Source organism: Streptomyces sp. NBC_01549 (genome assembly GCF_026339955.1).
In the GTDB taxonomy this organism is placed as follows: domain Bacteria; phylum Actinomycetota; class Actinomycetes; order Streptomycetales; family Streptomycetaceae; genus Streptomyces.
Window position 1 is genome coordinate 825,397 of sequence record NZ_JAPEPW010000001.1, and the last position, 19,145, is coordinate 844,541.

Annotated in this window: 13 protein-coding genes and 1 pseudogene; 4 read left to right on the forward strand and 10 right to left on the reverse strand. The window is 67.2% G+C overall.

The genetic code is table 11. The annotated features are described in order from the left end of the window. Nucleotides 1-26: 26 nt before the first annotated feature. The 9 genes from OG819_RS03450 to eccB all read right to left on the reverse strand — a co-directional run bounded on the left by OG819_RS03450 (nt 27) and on the right by eccB (nt 9,462). Entirely contained in the window at nt 27-1,136 is a 1,110-nt protein-coding gene (locus tag OG819_RS03450; RefSeq protein WP_266647961.1) for a hypothetical protein, read from the reverse strand. Between the two features lie 47 nt (nt 1,137-1,183). Then, the gene (locus OG819_RS03455; protein WP_266647963.1) at nt 1,184-1,582 is read right to left on the reverse strand and encodes a hypothetical protein; all 399 of its coding nucleotides are present in this window, start codon (nt 1,580-1,582) and stop codon (nt 1,184-1,186) included. 310 nt (nt 1,583-1,892) lie between these two features. Further along, nucleotides 1,893-3,122, reverse strand: coding sequence for a type VII secretion-associated serine protease mycosin (gene mycP, locus OG819_RS03460; protein ID WP_266647965.1), 1,230 nt, complete (start codon nt 3,120-3,122; stop codon nt 1,893-1,895). 210 nt (nt 3,123-3,332) lie between these two features. Beyond that, nucleotides 3,333-4,880 carry a hypothetical protein gene (locus OG819_RS03465; RefSeq protein ID WP_266647967.1) on the reverse strand — a complete coding sequence of 516 codons (1,548 nt, stop codon included), beginning with the start codon at nt 4,878-4,880 and terminating at the stop codon, nt 3,333-3,335. 42 nt (nt 4,881-4,922) lie between these two features. Then, nucleotides 4,923-5,273 carry a hypothetical protein gene (locus tag OG819_RS03470; RefSeq protein ID WP_266647969.1) on the reverse strand — a complete coding sequence of 117 codons (351 nt, stop codon included), beginning with the start codon at nt 5,271-5,273 and terminating at the stop codon, nt 4,923-4,925. A gap of 98 nt (nt 5,274-5,371) precedes the next feature. Continuing rightward, nucleotides 5,372-6,577, reverse strand: a complete 1,206-nt coding sequence (gene mycP, locus OG819_RS03475; RefSeq protein ID WP_266647971.1) for a type VII secretion-associated serine protease mycosin — start codon at nt 6,575-6,577, stop codon at nt 5,372-5,374. Between the two features lie 324 nt (nt 6,578-6,901). Beyond that, nucleotides 6,902-7,186 carry a WXG100 family type VII secretion target gene (locus OG819_RS03480; protein ID WP_266430643.1) on the reverse strand — a complete coding sequence of 95 codons (285 nt, stop codon included), beginning with the start codon at nt 7,184-7,186 and terminating at the stop codon, nt 6,902-6,904. 145 nt (nt 7,187-7,331) lie between these two features. Further along, nucleotides 7,332-7,643, reverse strand: coding sequence for a WXG100 family type VII secretion target (locus OG819_RS03485; protein ID WP_030602125.1), 312 nt, complete (start codon nt 7,641-7,643; stop codon nt 7,332-7,334). Nucleotides 7,644-7,860: 217 nt separating this feature from the next. Next, complete coding sequence (gene eccB / locus OG819_RS03490; RefSeq protein ID WP_266629259.1) at nt 7,861-9,462, reverse strand: type VII secretion protein EccB; 1,602 nt, start codon at nt 9,460-9,462, stop codon at nt 7,861-7,863. Nucleotides 9,463-9,814: 352 nt separating this feature from the next. Between eccB and eccE the strand changes: the two genes are divergently transcribed. From eccE to OG819_RS03505, 3 genes are all read left to right on the forward strand, one after another. After that, nucleotides 9,815-11,137 (forward strand): type VII secretion protein EccE, encoded by a 1,323-nt coding sequence (gene eccE / locus OG819_RS03495; RefSeq protein ID WP_266629257.1) that lies wholly within the window; start codon nt 9,815-9,817, stop codon nt 11,135-11,137. Then, the gene (locus tag OG819_RS03500; protein ID WP_266629255.1) at nt 11,137-11,979 is read left to right on the forward strand and encodes a hypothetical protein; all 843 of its coding nucleotides are present in this window, start codon (nt 11,137-11,139) and stop codon (nt 11,977-11,979) included. Before eccE ends, OG819_RS03500 begins: the two co-directional genes overlap by 1 nt. Before the next feature lie 186 nt (nt 11,980-12,165). Continuing rightward, complete coding sequence (locus OG819_RS03505) at nt 12,166-15,255, forward strand: SCO5717 family growth-regulating ATPase (RefSeq protein ID WP_266647972.1); 3,090 nt, start codon at nt 12,166-12,168, stop codon at nt 15,253-15,255. A 57-nt stretch (nt 15,256-15,312) separates the two neighbouring features. Here OG819_RS03505 and OG819_RS03510 read toward each other — a convergent pair. Further along, nucleotides 15,313-16,535 (reverse strand): annotated as a pseudogene (locus OG819_RS03510) (RNA-guided endonuclease InsQ/TnpB family protein). Nucleotides 16,536-17,234: 699 nt separating this feature from the next. Here OG819_RS03510 and OG819_RS03515 point away from each other — a divergent pair. Beyond that, nucleotides 17,235-19,106, forward strand: a complete 1,872-nt coding sequence (locus tag OG819_RS03515) for an ABC transporter substrate-binding protein (RefSeq protein WP_266629250.1) — start codon at nt 17,235-17,237, stop codon at nt 19,104-19,106. The last annotated feature ends 39 nt before the right edge of the window (nt 19,107-19,145 follow it).

A 19,145-nucleotide genomic window follows, 5' to 3' on the forward strand; every position in this document is an offset into this window, starting at 1 on the left:
CTCCAGATCGGTTACGATACGAACGGTTAAACTGCCGGGTTGTTGTAAGCAGAGCCCGGGACGGGGAAGTTCTGTGCATCATGAATGGTCTTGGCCATGACGCCTCGGATGACACCGCAGATTCCATTGACCGCCTTGAGAAGCGTCTCGTACATTTCAACCGCTTCGCTATACTTCTTAATCACCTCCATGGCGTCTTTAATTGCCAGAGCATAAAGTGCCACGGCCGCCCACGGTCCCGATGCCGTACCGGCCGCCATCTTGATGGCTCCTTGCAAGCCTAGATCGATGGCATCCATAATAATCGACTTGATCAATTCGGCAAAAGAATAGACCGTTCTCGCAATGTCCTCGTACTGCGCCTGCAGCGAGTTGAACGTCTCCGCCAGAGAATCAAGCCGACCACCAAGTTCATCAAAGTACGCGTATGCCGCATCTGCAGCATTCCCCTGCCATGATGAATCCAACTCGACGTTTCCCGCACGGACGTTCACCGTGATGCCATCACTCACCCCCTCCAGGCTGCCCCATGCATCGGCGCATCCCTGGAAGGATTCCCAATCTCCAGCCAACCAACTTGTGAAATCCCCAACAGGATCCCAGCCCGTGAACATTTTAATGAATTCAAGAGCCATAGCCGACGGGCTTCCGAAATCGAGAAGCGTACCAAGAGCCTTCTCAACCGGAAGCTCCTTGAGCTCCGAAACGAACCCCGCGCTGTAACCGTCAGCGCCGCCCGGCGCCTTCAACCGATCCGTTGCGTCTACCTTGTCGGCGAAACCCGAAGAACCGCCCTTGCTGGCCTCCGTGTCACCATTACGATCGGTCTTGCTTCCCGGATATTGGCGATCAAGTTTCCGCGCCTGGTCGGCATCCGTAGTGCGGTAATACTGAGCCGACTTTGCGAGCTCATCCGAGGATGCCTTGAGGATGTGCTGAAAACCATTGAGACAAGTCTTCGCTTCCTCGGAAATCTCGCTGTGCTGGCCAAATACGAACTGCCAAAGGTCACCAGCCTGGTCATCGATGTTGGCATGGGTGGCCATAAATTGCACGCCAGCTTGCAAATCTTCATCGGCGCGGGATAGGAGTCTCCCGTATCCCTCGAGATCATCAGCCTGCACCGAGAAATCCATGGTCATTCCCCTTCGTGTGTCCCTACCGTAAGCTGTTGAGTTCCGGACTAGTAGAGGGACCAACCCTTCCCGCTGTGGCGCGAGTTCCCGCTGTCTTCGGCGGCGCCCACGCCTCGTTCGTCGGCCATTTCCCGGCGCAACTCGCCGAGATAGCCCTCACCTTCCGCCGCTTTGGCGGCGCGCTCCTGCTCGCTCATCTCGTCCCACGCCTTCAGGAAGTCGTGGCTCCGTTCACTCACCGCCTCGACATAGGCCGGAATGTTTGAAGCCTCACGGAGTCCGATGCGGCCAGACAGGACTTCCTGGGACATTTCTTTCAGGACGCCCCCCGCGCTACCGCTCGCGAGCTGCTCCAGCGCCTTCCTCAGGGCCCGCGCTTCGGCGGGGTCCTTCGCGATGTCCAAGAACTCGGACTCATCGATCTTTTTGTCGGGCTCGCGGACCATTCGTTATCCCTATAGAGTTTTGCCGCCTCGCGACGGCGAGGAAGAGTACTACCGCTGCTTACTGGCCTTGCCTATATGTGTTGGGCTGTTGCGAGGCCACCCCTGGAGAGGACGGGTAGACCTCTCCCAACGCAGGGTTCGGATAGGCCTGCTGCTGCCCTGTACCCAGGAGCATCAGTGCCTGGACGGCCTCCGCCTCTGCCGCGCCGGCTGTGGCGCATCCCGATGACGTCGTCCAGCGCCACCAGAAGTACGAGGACCGTGATTACCTAGCGCCCTCCGCAGCCGCTGGATGGGTGAGCTTCTACTCCTACTGCCCTTGGTGCGGGGGCTGTTGGGCGTAAGGGTTGGGGTGCTGCGGGGACTGTCCTGGAGGCGTGGGGTACCCCTGGTTGGGAGCTGTGTTGGGGTACGGCTGATAGCCCGTCGGGGGCTGAGGCGGGTAGCCCGTGCCGTACGAGGGGCTTCCGCCGCCGGAGCCGGGGCCGCCGCTACCGCCGTTGCGGCGGCTGCGCATCACCACGAAGAGGACGGCGATGACGACCACGCCGACTGCGATGCCGGCGCTGAGAAGAATGCTGCCCGAGGAGGACTTCTTCTTTTTCTTGGCCAGACTCGTGCTGTCGTTGTCGTCGGAGGCGGCACCTGAATTCGCGGACGTGGACGGCGACGCCTGCGCGAGAGGGCCTTCCTTGGAGCCCTTGGGGATGTCCATCGTCAACGCCTTGTACGGGCGGATAATGCCGTAGCCGTACTCCTCATCAGGCGCCTTCTTGACGTCGTGGTTGAGGAATGTGGCCGATTTGATCAGGCGGTTGATGACCTGGCCTGCGGTGAGGTCGGGGTACTTGGCGCGAACAAGGGCAGCGGCAGCTGAGACGAAGGCAGTTGAATCAGAAGTACCCGTTCCTTCTGAATAACCACTGGACTGACTTGGATCAGCCTCGACGATATTGACACCGGGGGCAGCGAGTGTTACTCCTTCACCATAATTGGAGTTCTCCCAGACCTTCAGAGACTCGCCAATTGCACCTACAGTCACCACCCCTGGCAGCTTTGCAGGATAGGGCAACTCGGCGACTCCATCATTTCCAGTACCGGCCACGACAACAACGTCATGCTGCTGCGCATACTGAATTGCTTTAGCGCCCTCAGAACCAGGAGAAGCTAGAGAATCAGTGAATGACAGGTTGATCACATCTGCACCCTGATCAACTGCATATCGGATTCCCTTGGCCCACTCATCATCATTGAAATCGTTGGCATGGGCAGCTTTGATTGGGAGAATCTTGGCCTTCGGTGCCAGGCCAATCACACCAGAGGAATTATTTTCCCCATGCCCCTGCCCCGCGATGAGGCTAGCCATGCCGGTACCATGACCATCAGTGTCATCGTGGGCATTTTCGCCGTTTACAGTGACGTCTTTACCCTTTAGCACCCGGCCGACCAGATCAGGGTGGTTGGCATCTACCCCGGTGTCGACAACTGCAACCGTGACGCCTTGGCCCTGCGACTCTGACCAAACTGCCTTATAGTCCATGACATCAATGACCCACTGCTTGTCTCGGATGTAATCCGCTGAGGCAGTGGGGGCTGAAGTGAGGAGCAAGGCTCCTGTCAACGCCACGACGCCTGTCGTGGGCCAGACTCGCTTGAAACCCAATTCCTTGCTCCTCACTCAGCGATGGCTGGGTGCGCCAGCCTTCATACATGGGTAGACGAAAAATTTCCGTCCGGCCCGCTTACGTGCTTACTCGATGGTCCGCGGTACGTTCCGGTTACGGTCCTCTTCCGAGATCCAGGTCTCTTCGTCCTCGACCAAGTAGTCGGGGCGGTCGCCCTGGCTGTTCTCTTCCTCGGACCGTCGGCCGCGACCACCCGCACCGCCGGCTCCGCCCGCCATGGCGCCGCGCTGGCTTCCGCCGCGACTGCCATGCAGGCCAGCACCGCCACCAGTTCCCTTGCCTGCGACGCCCTTGGCTGCGCCGACCACACCGCCACGGGACCTCGCGAGGGCTCCACGGCCGCCGGCGCCAGCGCCGCCGCGACCAGCCGCACCGGCCCCCCCGCCACCCATGCCGCCCATACCGGCTCGACCTCCGGCACCGCGACCCGCCGCACCGCCACCGGCCAAGCCACCGCGACCACCTGCGGCTCCGATGCCGCCGCGTCCGGCAGTACTGCCCCCGAGGCCAGACACTCCGCCAGTAGTCACGATGCCAGAACCCTGACCTCCACTGGTGCCGAAGTTGCCACCACCAACGCTGGGTCCGCCAACGCCCGTCCTGGGGCCAGTCCCGGTCAGGCCCGGGGAGATGCTGTCCACATTCGTCTTGGCGGTCGGGAGCTGCGAACCACCCGTGATACCCGGGTCACGGGGCACCGCGGGGACCGGCTTGATGCTGGTGGTCGAGCCAGCGCTCCACGGCTTGTTGGCCACACGGCCCGCACTGGGTCCGCCAGCCGAAGCACTCGGCACTGAGACCGGAGGAGGCATCGTCACGTTATTATTCGGAGGGCTGACGCCCTCTCTCTCGTTAATTGCCCCGCCACTCTTGAGGTTCTTCGAATAGACCTGGTAGTTGGCCGCCAAGTCCTCCATGACCGCCACGGCCTGAAGCCGCCGCTCCATCTGGAGTGACAGGTTCTTCTCGTCTGCCTGGGCGGCCGTGTCGGCCCTGACGCCCGCAGCCAGGTCCTTCCTCATCTGGGAGTCATCCCGGCCGTCGTCATTGAGCTTGTCGCTCGCCCTCTCGGCCATGGACGGTTCCTTGATTTCCTCCATCTTGGCCTTGGAAGAATCGAGGTCCTTGCTGATCGCGAAGAGTTGCTCCGCCATGAAGTTGGCGTGCGCGCCCCCGTTGCGAAGCTGGGCCCCGACGTCGTCCGCCTTCTTCCGGAAGGCTTCAGCCGCTTGGCCTTCCCAGTGCTCCAGGACGTTGTCGACAGCACTCTGCAGCATGCCCGCGACGCTGTCCTTCGCCGAAACCTGGTCCACACCGCCGCTCTTGCCGTCACCGTCGCCGCCGGAGAGGATGTTGTGGACCGATTTCCAGTGGCTTCCAACCTCCGAAATCTTGCCTGGGTTGGAGTCCAGGATCATCGAGCGCAGGCCGTTGATCGAGTAGGAGATGAAGTCCGTCTTGAGGCCTGTGGGACGGCCGCCCTGCCCATTGTGTGCGACCTTGTCGGACTCAAGGAGGCGGTCATGTTCCTTCTTGCGCTCTGCCTTCCTTTCCTTTTCCTGATTTTCCGCGTACTGCTGGCTGGCCTTGTAGTCCCCTACCGTATCGGCCATGGCCACACTCCCCTCGTCAGTGCTACTTCCACAACCTGCCTGCTATTTCAGCGCTTTGTCCGTGGAGCCACCCGAGTCGCCCCCCACGCTCGTCTTGATCTCGTGCTCCTTATCGTTGTACTTGTCCCGGACATGCGAGGTTTTCGTGCTGAAGTCGTCGATCAACTCATGGAGCTGCTTGATGATTTTCTCGATCTTGGTCTTCATCTCGCCCTGCGCCGCATGCAGGTCCCCGGACTCTGTGAAGTAGCAGGTCTGTCCGAAGGCGTCCATCGGGATTTCCGTGTCGTACTTCGACGTGGTGCCAGCCTTGTCCATGTCGTCCAGCAATCTCCAGAGCCTGCGGATGACCTCATCCAGCGCGCTCAGATCAACCCGCACATCGTTACTCATACCCCGTTGTCCTCTCCCCTGTTCCTCAAGTTGTCAGCACCCGCTCGGTGCTCAAGTTGCCCAAATTGCCGAAGTCGCCCAGTCATCGCACAAGCCGGCTAACCCGACCGCCCAGCCCGCCCAACCCGCCGACTCCGCCAGTCCCGCACAGCCACCCCGCTCCCCGCAACCACGAGGGCCAGCGCGAGTCCCGTGCCCAGGACGTAAATGGCGATCCGGCGTTCCCGCTCCGATTCGCTCTCGCCCATCGTCACGGCCATCGGGATGACCCTGCCCGCACCGGCCGTGACCACCGGGTCCGGCGTCGGAGAGTTGCCCGGCGTGGAGTCGTCCGACAGCGCGGCGACCGGGTCGACCACGCCCCAGCCGATGTAGCGGTTGGGTTCGCGGCCCGGGCGTTGGGCGGTTTCCTCGATGCGGGTGGCGATTTGGGCCGCCTTCCACGTCGGGTGCTTCTCCTTCAGGAGGGCCGCTACGCCCGCGACGTACGGGGCCGCGAAGCTTGTGCCGTCGGCGCTGCACTGGCCGCTCTTGGGGACGGTGGAGACCATGTCGACCCCAGGGGCCGCGACGTCCACGAAGTCGCCCGCCTGTGAGAAGTAGGCGCGTTCGTCGTTGCGGTCGGAGGCCGCCACCGCCAGGACGCCCGGGTACGAGGCGGGGTAGGTGTCCGCGGACTTGCCGTCGGCTCCGTCGTTGCCGGCGGCCGCCACGATCAGGGCACCCTGGCCCACCGCGTCCTCCACGGCGGTCCGCAGTGTCGGGTCGTCTTTCTTGTTCGCGGTGTCCGAGGAGATGTTGATGATCTTCGCGCCCGCGGCGACCGCGGCCCGGATGGCCGCCGACATGGTCCCCGAGTTGCCCTGCTTCTCCTCCCCGCCCGTGTACTGGAAGGAAAGGATCTTGGCGTCCGGTGCGATGCCCACGAAGCCCGTGCCCTTGATCGGGCGGGCGGCGATGATGCCCGCGACCCTGGTGCCGTGGCCTTCGAGGTCCTGGGTGCCGTCCGTGGAACCGCCGACGTAGGACTTGCCGCCAGAAGCCATGGCACTGCGCAGTTGGACGTTGGAGTCGTCGACGCCCGTGTCGATCACCGCGACCGTGACGCCCTTGCCCTTCGCCTGTCCCCACAGCTGGTCCAAAAGGATCCGCTGGAGCGACCACGGTGTGGACTTGATGACGTCGCCACCGAAGACGCACTCCGTGCTGGCTGCCAGGCCGAAGTCCGGGCTGCCTGAGTCCGTGAGGCGGGTGGGCACCGCCGTGTCCGCCAGTGCCAGCGGCGCCGACGCCGGCGCCGACACGCAGCAGATCCCGGTCGCCGCTAGCACGCCAAAAACCCGATGCAGTGCGCGGGTTCCACTGTTGCGGCTGCGCGAACGGACTGTCTGGCCTTTCACGTTCAGGCCCCCCATGTTCAGGCCCCCAGGGCTTCCTTGCTTCCTTCGAAGCTGGGTCATGTCTGTGTGACGGTCGTGTCGATGGTGAGTGAGAAGATTTGCTGGATTTACTGTGCGCGGTACCGCAGGAACTGTGTACGACCCCGAAGCAGAGATCGGCCCAGCGGACGCCGTGGCGTCCACTGGGCCGATTCTCTTCATCTCATGTCCCTCGGGTCGCCGACGGGCTTAGCCCCAGGTCGAGGCGTTGCTCTTCTCAGTGGCCTGGTAGTTCTCGGCCGCGCTCTGCAGCGCGGTGGAGATCTTCAGCAGGGTCGCGTGCAGGTCAGCGGCGGTCTGGTCCCACTCACGCTGCTTGCGCTGGTAACCCTCCTGCGCTTCACCTTCCCAGGAGTTGGCGACGCGCTTGACCGCGGCCTCGAGGTCGTCGAGCTGCTGCTTGATGCGGCCGGCGGTCGACTTCACGTCCGTGGAGGCGTTGGTGATGGTTGCGTAATTGACGAGGATCGACATCGTCGTTCCCTTTCAGGAAGAGTCGTGGGAAGTCAGTGGAGATCGATCAAGATCGATGCAGATCTGTTGGGATCGATGAAGATCCGGTGGGATCGATGAAGATCGATCGAGATCGGGAGGAACAGCTGGAGTCCGCGCGGCTTGATCAGCCGAAGTCGGACATGATCTTGCTGATCTCACTGTTCTGCTGCTCTTCCGACGCGGAGTAGTTGCTCCGCGTGGAGTCCACGGCTTCCTTGATGTCGTTGAGGATGTCGCTCATCCTCTTCGCGTCCGAGTTCCAACGGTCCTGCAGCTGGCGGTAGGACTGGGCCGCCTGGCCCTGCCAGCCGCCCGCGATCTGGTCGATCACTCCGTTGAGACGGCGGATCTCGCCCTGCAGCTGACCGCTGACGGTGCTGATGTCACCGGAGAGCTTTGTGAGTTCGTCCTCTGTTACCCGGAACTGGCCGGCCATGATGAACCTTCCCCCATGTTGTCGTTGATCCGGGAAACCTGCCCTGGTGCCCGGAGGAACTTCGCATCATTGAGCGCTGCAAACACTCTATCGTCAGCCTGTCATTCATCCACAGGCAGGACCAATCAGTTACACGGCTCACACACTTGAGCGATCGTCTCGTGACCCACGGGCCGTCTTACTCTCAAGTGCGCCTGCCGGCCCGCCCGTTGGCTGGCTACTGGCTCTGTTCCTGCGCCGCGCTACCGGTGTCGAGAGTGGGCCCCTTCGGAATGAATGTCGCCCAAGTCTGCGGCACGATCGCGGGGTTGGAGACGTCCTCGTAACCCAGCCGCGTGCGCGCCTTGTCCGTCTCGCTCGCCCCACCCTCCGACGAGGACGAGGAGGAAGAGGACGACGAAGAGGACGACGAAGACGAACCGCTGCCGCTCCCCTCCGCCTCACTGTCGTTGTTCGCCGGCAGCGAGTACCGCAGGCCCGTGTCCGTCAGCAGGTACGTCGCCCCGCCGCCCCCTGCCGCACCGATGACCTCCTGGAAGAGGAGCCCCGAGCCGGACGAGACGTAGGCGCTCAGCGAATCGGCGATGACCTTCTTGGGGTACGTCGTTCCGGCCCAGGCGGCGAGCTGCGGCTTCTTGTCCGTGCCGATGGTGCCGTTGTAGACGCTGCACGAGGTGGTACGGGCCTCGTCGGTCCCCGTGGCCGCGGGGTTGGCCTGCTGCGGAACGCTCTCGGGCCAGCCCTTGTCCGCGTAGAAGCGGTCCGCCTGGCCGCTGTTGGCCGCGATGATGTCCTGGGTGGGGACCTTGACGGCATCGGTCCCCACGGCGGAGGGCGACCGCTTGAGCAGTTCGGCGACGAAGGACGTGACGGAGGCGACCTTGTCCTTGAGGACGACGTAGTACTGCTTGCCCCCCGCGTCCTGCGCCTCGAGCACCTGGCCCACCTTGTTCGCATCGGCGGGGAGCCCCTGGACCGTGGTCGGCTGTCCGGCGGACGGGACCGCCGGGAAGGCGATGACCCCACCGTCGTTGAGGGTGCGCAACCACTCCTGGCTCACCGGCTGCGGCTCGGCATTGCTGCCGATGACGGCGGAGCGCAGCAGCTGCGCCATGGTGGTGTCGTCGAGACCCGACTTGCCGCCCAGCAGGAAGCGGTTGCCCTTGCCGTCGACCAGGTATTCCAGTGAGGTCTTGCGGTCGACGACGTACAGAGCCTCGCGGCCGTTGACCTTGCCCGCGTCACCGAGCGACTTGGCGTCGTCGGCGTCGAGGACGAAGACGGCACGGTCGATGGCGTCGTCCGATCCCGGGGCCGGGCGCTCGCACACCGCCCAGGTCTTCGTCTTCGACGCGTCGTCCTTGGAGGGCAGCCGGTCGGGGGCGTAGGGGATACCGAGGGTCGCGCCGTGGGGGATGCCGCTCTTGTCGATCTCCTTGCCGGGGACCTCGAGGACGCTGCCCTTGCCCTTGTCGAGGAGGAGCTTGGCGGAGGCGTAGTTGAGGACGGGGTGCAGCGTCGGGGTCTTCTTGCCGTTCGACGCCTCGTCGGGGAGGACGACGTAGCGCGTCGTGGAGTCGCTGTCGACGATGATGTACTCACCGGGCTTGTCCCAGCCCTCGGGCGCCGTCGGCTTGATCACGCCCCAGCCGATGAAGCCCACCACGAGTGCGACGCCGACCGCCAGGCTGGGCATCACCGTACGGATGGGACGCGGCGCGCCTTCCTCGGATCCGCCCGGCGACGGCGCCAGGAACGCCGCGACGGTGCGCTTGCGAGCGAACGTGTAGGCGGCGAGCTCATCCTGACGCTTTGCCATGGTCCCCGTTTCTCCCGTTTTGTACTGCTCGATCGTGTTCGAAAGGCCACTTCGGCCACGCAGGCACCAACTATGCCCTGCGCTCCGGGACGACGGTTCATCAGGTGTACGGCCGACCCCGCATCTTCACAGAGCTTCACCACAGCCCTCCACCATGCGGGGCCGGTCCGTGACAGGCTGGCCAGCCGGGGTTTCTGTGTCCCCTGTGTCGTCTCGCGTTCCGCAGCGGGTAGCGTGAGCCAGTCTCATACATGATGTGGGCCATCGACGCCCCTGGCCCGTCGCCGGGATCTCGGACAGAGGATCCCGTCCGACGAAGGGCCACTACTTCGCGAAAGGGATGCCCCGGGGGATGACCAGCGCTACGAGCACTCGGCGCGGACGCCGCGCACCGCAGCAACAGGAAGGTCCGAGCGGCAGACGTACGTCAGTTGCTCCAGCCTCCCCCGTCGCCGCGTCGCCGCGCACGCTGCCCCGCCCCGGCAGCCTGGGCCCGGTGCGGCTGCAGCAGCTCATCCTGGTGGAGCTCGCGGCGACGGTCATGCTGGCCGCCTGGGTTGCCGACACGTCCTGGCTGCTGGCCCCGGCCGGTGCCGTGGCGGCGCTGCTGCTGCTCCTGGCGGTCTTGCGCCGGGGCCGACGTCCGCTGCCCGAGTGGTACGAGACGACGCGCGCGTTGAGGCAGCGTCGACGCGACGCCAAGCTGCACGTGCCGCCCGGGACGGACGCGATGCTGGCCCCGCTCCTGGAGTGCGACCCCGCCCTGCGGACGTACGGCTTCGTGTCCCGTGACGACCGCTCGATCGGCATGATCGGCGATGGGACCTTCCTGACCGCCGTGCTCTTCGTGCAGCCGGGAGACCAGCCGCTGCGTCCCGAGTCCGTCGGGCGGCAGCTGCCGCTCCAGCTGATCCACGGCGCCCTGGAGGTCGACGGGATCCGTCTCGCGTCCGCACAGGTCGTGCAGCACACCCAGCCGGCGCCCGCGCCGCATCTGCCCCAACAGGCGGTCGCCGCACGGTCGTACGGCCCGCTCCAGGCGAAGGCCGGTTCTCCCGCGCTCCGGCTCACCTGGGTCGCCCTCAAGCTCGACCCTGAGCTGTGCCCGGAGGCGGTTCAGGCGCGCGGGGACGGCGTTCCCGGGGCGCAGCGGGCACTGCTGCGGGTGGCGGACCAGCTGGCGAGCCGGCTGGCCGGGGCCGGCTTCAAGGCGACCCTCCTGGACGAGAACGAGCTGGTGCAGGCGCTCGCGACGTCCAGCTGCCTGAACCCGCGGGCCAACGCGCAACACGCCCAGGACGGGCGGCAGCCCCAGCGGCGTACGGTCGAATCGGTACGGACCTGGCGGGTCGACGACCGGTGGCACACCACGTACTGGCTCTCCCGCTGGCCGCAGTTGGGGGACGGCGGTGTGGCGCTGCCCGAGCTGATCACGCGGTTCACCTCGCTCCCTGTGCTCGCCACGACGTTCAGCGTGACCCTGGGGAGGGCCGGCAACCGGGGCGTCTCCCTCACCGGCCATATCCGCGTCACCGCCCGTGGTGAGAGTGAACTCGGGGAGGTGGGGCGCGAGTTGGAGCGGGCCGCGAGTGCCGCGAAGGCCGGTCTGGTGCGCCTCGACCGGGAGCAGGTCCCCGGAGCCCTCGCCACTCTGCCGCTCGGAGGTACGTACTGATGTCCCACCCCGCTACGGCCACGGACCCGGGGCAGCACGGCCGGGCCTCCGGGCGCACGCCGGCGCACGTGGCCTCGCCCACCGACACCGGCATGATCCCCATCATCCGGCAGCCGCAGACGCCGCAGCAGCAACGGCGCATCTTCAGCCCGGGTTTCGGGCTGCGCGGGCCGCGCCGGAACCGCCATGTCGTCACCGCCGACGAGCTCGCGGCGATCAGCATGCCGATCGGCGACGACGGCGTGATCATCGGCGCCGATGCGGAATCACAGCCGGCCGTGCTCGGGCTGTCCCGCCCCACCCCCTTCGACGTCGTGCTCGTGGGCGGCCTCTGGCTCGCCCAGGTGCTGGCGCTGCGCGCCGCGGCGACGGGGGCGCGCGTGGGCGTGGAGACCGGCCGGCCGCAGGCCTGGCAGCAGTTGGCCCAGGCGGCGGGCGGCGGCCAGCAGTGCGTGACGGTCTATCCGGTGGGGCGGGTGCCTGCGCAGGGCCCCTCCGTCTCGAGCCCGGTGGTGCTGATCCGGGACTGTGGTATCCGGCCGCCGCGCGGGCGGGTGACCTCACTGCCGTGGCAGGCCGTGGTGACGGTGCTGCCCTTCGTCGGCGAGCACGCGCCACTCTGGCTCGCTCAGGCCCACCTGGTCGGGATCCAGCGCATCTCGCCCCAGGAGACCGAGGTCGTACGCGACACTCTGGGCATCCCGGACGAGCATCTCCAGCACATGCCGACCCTTCACGACGGCGTCGCCCTGTGGTGCACCCGCAAGCACCACAAGTTCGTCATGACCGAACCCACTGATGCGGAGACAGGCCTGCTCGGCGTGGCCCGCCGTATGGACTGACGCGTCGTCGTCTCCTGGAGCGGGGTACAAACCGGCTGCGCCCATGGGCTCTTTTCCCTACCGCGACGCGAGTGATTAGGCTTCTGGTGATGCGGTGACGATCGCAGCCGCGTGGGACTCGCCACTCGGTCCGCCCGGCCGCGACGACGACCAGCTCAGCAGCAGCGGCTGACCAGGAGGCAAGCAGTGAACAGGGATCGGTCCGAGTACAACGGCGACAGCCCGTCCTCGGATGGGGACGATCACGACGTCGATCTCACCGGCGAGTTCGAAATCGTCTACACGCCTCCCGCCTGGTACGCCCAAGGCACGCAGGGTGGCTCCACGGCCGGCGACCAGCGGGACGCCGGACGGACTGCGCCACCACCGCCGACCGGACCACCCGTCGGGCCACTGACCGGGCCGCCGGGCGGTCCCGTGCCGCAGGCTCCCGCGCCGCACGCTCCGGCACCCCAGACTCCCGCCCCGCACGCCCCGGCGCCGCACGCTCCGGCACCCCAGACTCCCGCCCCGCACGCCCCGGCGCCGCACGCTCCGGCACCCCAGACTCCCGCCCCGCACGCCCCGGCGCCGCACGCTCCGGCACCCCAGACTCCCGCCCCGCACGCCCCGGCGCCGCACGCTCCGGCACCCCAGACTCCCGCCCCGCACGCCCCGGCACCGCACGCCCCGGCACCCCAGACTCCCGCACCGCACGCTCCCGCACCGCACGCCCCGTCACCGGCGCAGCCGTACGCCCAGGGCGCACCGCAGCAGCCCGCGCAGGGTGTGCCCGGCGCGAACCAGTACGGCACGGGTGGCTACGGATTTCCGCAGCAGCAGTCCGCGCCGGGCACCCCTCAAGCGGCCGGCGGCGCGGCGGCACCCGGCGGGTACGGCTACCCCCAGCAGGCGGGAGCGGGCGCGCCCCAGCCGAGCCAGGACACGTCGGGCGGTTACGGACAGCCTCAGCAGCAGACGCCGGCCCAGCCGCCCGCCGCGCCCGGCTTCCCCGTGCTGCGGCCGGTCGACGAGGACGCCCAGGGCATCCCGCCCCAGGCTGCTGCCCCGGCAGCCGGCGCCCCCGAACGGCCCGCCCCCGAGCAGCCGATGGCCGAGATCAACCATGCCGCCGCCGACGCCGAGGCGGCGCGGCTGTTCGGCGGTGCCCACGACGACGAGGAGTCGGCGGAGGAGCGGAGCCACGAGGCGGAGTCGGGTGACTTCGCCGGGTCCGTGTCCGGTGCGGAGGACGACGAGACGGCGAACGTCCGGTCCAATGCGGAATCCCCCACGCAGACCGATACTGAGGCCGCGTCAGCGACGGCGGAAGCAGAGCCGGAGGCAGAGGCGGAGACACCGCCGACGCCCACCGCTCCCGGACCCTTGCCTGCGGCGCAGGGGCAGCAGCCACAGGAGCCGCCCACTGCGCAGGCCTCCGCGGCGCCCCAGGCCGACCACGAACTTCCCCCGCTGCCGCAGGGCTACGTGCCCGCGCACCCCGTCCAGGGAGTACCACAGCAGACAGGGCAGCCGGACCAGCAGGCCGCAGCCGCACAGGCCGCAGCCGGGCAGGCCGCCGCATACGGCTACCCCCAACCCCCCGCCCAGCCGCAGCCTGCCCAGCCCGAGCACCAGCCCTCTCCGCAGGGCTCGTTCGGCCCGGCCCAGCCGGTGCCCCCGGCCCAGCCTCAGCCCGGGTACCCGGCGCAAGCCGGGCAGCCGCAGGCCGCCGGATACGGCTACCCCCAACCCCCCGCCCAGCCGCAGCCCGCCCAGCCCGAGCACCAGCCCTCTCCGCAGGGCTCGTTCGGCCCGGCCCAGCCGGTGCCCCCGGCCCAGCCTCAGCCCGGGTACCCGGCGCAAGCCGGGCAGCCGCAGGCCGCCGCATACGGCTACCCCCAACCCCCCGCCCAGCCGCTGCCGCAGCCGCCCGGGCAGGCCGGTTACGGCTACCCGCAGCCCGCCCAGCCGCAGCAGCCCGCGCCCCACCAGCAGCCTCCGGCCCAGCCTCTGCCTCAGCAGCCCGCTGCCCCGCCGGCCGCCTACGGCAACCAGGGCTGGACCGCCCCGGTCGGCCCGCAGGCCGGGCCCGGTGCCCCCCAGCAGCAGGCCACGCCCGGCACCCCGCTCGGCTACAACGCCGCCGTGGAGCTCTCCTCCGACCGGCTGCTGCGCAATCAGCCCAAGGCCCGCAAGAACAACACGGGCCCGTCCCGCTTCAAGTTCGGCGCCAAGAAGGAGGAGGCGGAGCGGCAGCGGAAGCTGACTCTGATCCGTACGCCGGTGATGTCCTGCTACCGGATCGCGGTGATCAGCCTCAAGGGCGGCGTCGGCAAGACCACGACGACCATATCGCTCGGCGCCACGCTCGCCACCGAGCGCCAGGACAAGATCCTGGCGATCGACGCCAACCCGGACGCCGGCACCCTCGGCCGACGGGTCCGTCGCGAGACGGGCGCCACCATCCGCGACCTGGTTCAGGCGATCCCGCAGCTGAACAGCTACATGGACATCCGCCGCTTCACCTCGCAGGCGCCGTCGGGGCTCGAGATCATCGCCAACGACGTGGACCCGGCGGTCTCCACCACCTTCAACGACCAGGACTACCGCAGCGCACTCGACGTGCTGGGCAGGCAGTATCCGATCATCCTCACGGACTCGGGTACCGGTCTGCTCTACAGCGCGATGCGCGGAGTCCTGGAGCTCGCCGACCAGTTGATCATCATCTCCACACCCTCGGTGGACGGCGCGAGCAGCGCCTCGACAACGCTCGACTGGCTGTCGGCGAACGGATTCGCCGATCTCGTCCAGCGGTCGGTCACCGTGATCTCCGGCGTCCGCGAGACGGGGAAGATGATCAAGGTGGAGGACATCGTCGCGCACTTCGAGACGCGCTGCCGCGGTGTCGTCGTGGTGCCCTTCGACGAACACCTCGCGGCGGGCGCCGAGGTGGACCTCGACATGGTGCGTCCCAAGACCCGCGAGGCCTACTTCGATCTCGCCGCGCTCATCGCCGAGGACATCGCCCGTACGCAGCAGGGCTTCGGCAACCCGAACCTGCAGTTCCAGCAGCCCCCGCAGGGGTACGCGCCCCCGCAGGGGTACGCGCCCCCGCAGCAGCCCTACACCCAGCCCGGCGTAACGCCCCAGCCGGGGCAGGGCTGGCAGCAGCACCCGCAGCAGCAGCCCGGACCGGACGAGGGCTGGCAGCAGCAGCAGTCGGCGCAACCCCAGAATCCGCCGCAAAACCCGCCACAGCACGGCTCCGTACCGCCCGGCTGGACGCAGCATTGACTTGCTCCGTGGGCTGAAGCCCGAGGATTCCGGCCTTCCCGCCGGAACCCCGTGCCGTTACGCGGCACAGGGTTCGGGCGGGAATCCGTGGCTTCCTGTTTCTTCGCGCTGTGCCGGGACGAGTCCTGGTCTTACCTGCGCTCCGCAGGCTGTCACCGCCAGTCCGGCGGCCGTTTTGACGTTCTTCGCGGCGTTGTGGTCCCGGTCGTGGAGGGTGCCGCAGGCGGTGCAGGTCCATTCCCGGACGTTCAGGGGCTTGGGTCCGCCTTTGATGCCGCAGGCCGAGCAGGTCTGGGAGGTCGGCTCGAACCGGCCGATCCTGACCAGGGTCCGCCCGTACCGGGCCGCCTTGTACTCCAGCATGTGCACGAACGCCGACCATCCCGCGTCGTGAACACTCCTGGCCAGCCTGGTACGCGCCAGTCCTTTCACCGCCAGATCCTCCACGCCGATCGCTTGGTTCTCGCGGATCAGCGTCGAGGAGAGCTGGTGGTGGAACTCCCGGCGGGCGTCGGCCACCTGCGCGTGGGCGCGGGCGACCTTGAGGCGGGCCTTCTCCCGGTTCTTGGATCCCTTCTGCTTGCGAGACAGCTCCCGCTGGGCCTTCTTCAGCTTCTTCTCCGCCCGGCGCAGAAACCGAGGACTGTCGATCTTCGTCCCGTCGGAGAGGACGGCGAAGTGGGTCAGGCCCAGGTCGATGCCGACCGTTTGGTCGGTGTCGGGCATGTGGGCGGCGTCGGCGGCCGGGTCGGTGTCGATGACGAACGAGGCGAAGTACCGTCCGGCCGCGTCCTTGATCACGGTGACCGAGGAGGGCTGTGCGGGCAGGGTGCGTGACCACTTCACCTTCACCGCGCCGATCTTCGGCAGGTTCAGCCGCCCGGAACCGGTGATCGACCAGCGGGCATTGGCCGTGAAGCGGATCGACTGACGGCTGTCCTTGCGGGACTTGAAGCGGGGCGCACCGCTCTTCGCGCCCTTCCGCTCGCCCTTGAGGGAGACGAAGAAGTTCTTGTAGGCGGCCTCGACGTCGCGCAGGGACTGCTGGAGGACGACCGCGGAGACCTCGCCCAGCCAGGACCGCTCGGGTGTCTGCTTGGCCTGGGTGATCAGCTTCTGGGACAGCACACCCGCCGTGGGGAAGGGTTCGCCCGCCCTGCGGGCGTCCTCACGGGCGCGCACGCATCGTTGTACACGACGCGAGCGCACCCGAACGCCCTGACCAGCGCGAGGCGTTGGCCCGGTTCCGGGTACAGCCTGAAGGCGTACCGAAGCTGCATGCGGCGATCGTACGAACGAGCGCCGCCCGCTACCAGAGGGAACGTATGAACGGTCGGTACCCCCCTTGAACCAGGGGGAGCAGAACGGGCCGAACGGGGGAGGCGTTGCCCGGCTTCGCCTGACCGGGCCCCGTGACGCTCCGCGCCGGCCGTGGTGACGCCTGCGCCCTCATGCTCCGCAGGACAGCATCCGTGACGCTCCACGCCACCATGACAGATCCGCTTCACCACCGGCCTGAAGGCCGATGCGCTGCGAATGAATCCCGATAGCCGGACGGTCGGCAACGTCAAGGGGCCGACCCCCTGACGTCCGTGTACGGCGCTCCACCACCTCGACATCGAAGTCGTACGTCTCCCCCTGTTCGCGCAGGAAGTCGACATTGCCGGCGGCCTTGTGGCCGAAGCCGATTTGCCACCCGGGCCCGCACCGACTCTCACGGTGCGGGTCCGTCTCGTATCCATGGGCGTTACGAGCCGTCAGCCCGTCACCTGGGGGGCTTCACCGGTCTGAACCAATAGGCGCGAAATTCACGCCAACTCGTTATTTCCGCAGGCCACACGGGGTTGACGCGCCGTTGACGTGCGGAGACCCCCGCTGATAGACACACACATCAACCCCGCCGGCGCCCCCCGATCACCACTGATCCAGTAGGTCAACCAGCCATCCCTGTGCGAGCGATGACGCGAGGTCACCGACCCATGAACAGACACGATCAGCCCAACAGAGGACGTCTGCGCCCACGGCTCCTCGCCGCCGCAGCCGCCGCCGCACTCACTCTCACCGCCGGTCTCGCGACCCCGCTCAACCCGGCCCCGCAGCAGGCCCAGGCCAAGGGGAGCCAGCAGGCCAAGGAGAGCAAGAAGGTCCTCACCGTCGCGGTCGCGCAGAGCGTCGACTCGCTCAGCCCCTTCCTGGCGGCGCGCCTTCTCAGTACGAGCATCCACCGGCTCATGTACGAGTACCTGACCAACTACGACCCCGCGGACAACCACACGGTCCCGGGCCTGGCCACCAAGTGGGAGCCGTCCGCCGACAAGCTCACCTGGACCTACACGATCCGGTCGAACTCCAAGTGGTCGGACGGACAGCAGGCCACCGCCGAGGACGCGGCGTGGACGTTCAACAAGATGATGACGGACCAGGGAGCGGCCACCGCCAACGGCAGCTTCGTCACCAACTTCAGGAAGGTCACCGCGCCGAGCCCCACCCAGCTCGTCATCGAGCTGAAGAAGCCGCAGGCCACCATGGGCGCGCTCGACGTGCCGATCGTCCCCCAGCACATCTGGGAGAAGGTCAAGGACTTCTCGAAGTTCAACAACGACCAGAGCTTCCCGATCGTCGGCAACGGGCCGTTCGTCCTGACCGACTACAAGCCCGACAGCTATGTGCGTCTGAAGCCGAACAAGACCTTCTGGCGTGGCGCCCCCAAGTTCGACGAGCTGGTCTTCAAGTACTTCAAGGACCAGGACGCCGCGGTGGCCGCCCTGCGCAAGGGTGAGGTCTCCTTCGTCGCGGGCTCCCCCGCGCTGACTCCCGCCCAGGCGGCGTCCCTCAAGGGCGAGCCGAACATCAAGGTCAACGACGCCCCCGGCCGGCGCTTCTACGCCCTCGCCACCAACCCCGGTGCCCAGGCCAAGGACGGCAAGCACTTCGGTGACGGCGCCGAGTCGCTGCTGAACCAGAAGGTGCGCCAGGCGCTCTTCATGGCCATCGACCGGAAGACCCTCATCGACAAGGTCTTCCAGGGACACGCCGTCGAGGGCGCGGGATACATCCCGCCGCGCTTCTCCACGTACCACTGGAAGCCGTCCGCGAGCCAGGAACTCGCGTACGACCCGGCGAAGGCGGCCCAGCTCCTCGACGCGGCGGGCTACAAGAAGAACGCCGACGGCAAGCGTGTCGAGAAGAACGGCAAGCCGATCGACTACCGGATCCTGTGTCACGCCACCGACCCGAACGACAAGGCGGTCGGGCAGTACGTGAAGGAGTGGTTCGGCAAGCTCGGCATCGGCGTCACTCTCAACTGCCTCGACAACGTGACCGACCCCTGGCTGGCCGGCAAGTACGACCTGGCCTTCGACGGCTGGTCCGTCAACCCGGACCCCGACTTCGTGCTGTCCATCCACACCTGCGCCGCCCTGCCCGCCACTCCCAAGGACACCGGCGCGACGGACAACTTCATCTGCGACAAGAAGTACGACGAGCTGTACGACCAGCAGCTCGCCGAGTACGACACCGCCAAGCGGGCGGACATCGTCCAGCAGATGGAGTCACGGCTGTACGACACCGGGTACATGAACGTCATGGCGTACCCGAACGCGGTCGAGGCCTACCGCACCGACCAGATCAAGTCGATCGAGACGATGCCGAAGGCCGCGGGCAACATCTACGGCCAGGACGGTTACTGGAGCTGGTGGTCGGCGGTTCCGGCCGACGCCTCCGGTGCGTCCTCCGACGGTTCGAGCTCCACGGGCGTCATCATCGGCATCGTCGCGGGCGTCGTCGTTCTCGTCGGCGTCGGGGCGTTCTTCGCGATGCGACGCCGCGCCACGGCCGAGGACCGCGAGTAGCCCTCCCCGTCCCCCCGACACCTACGGGCACCCCATGAA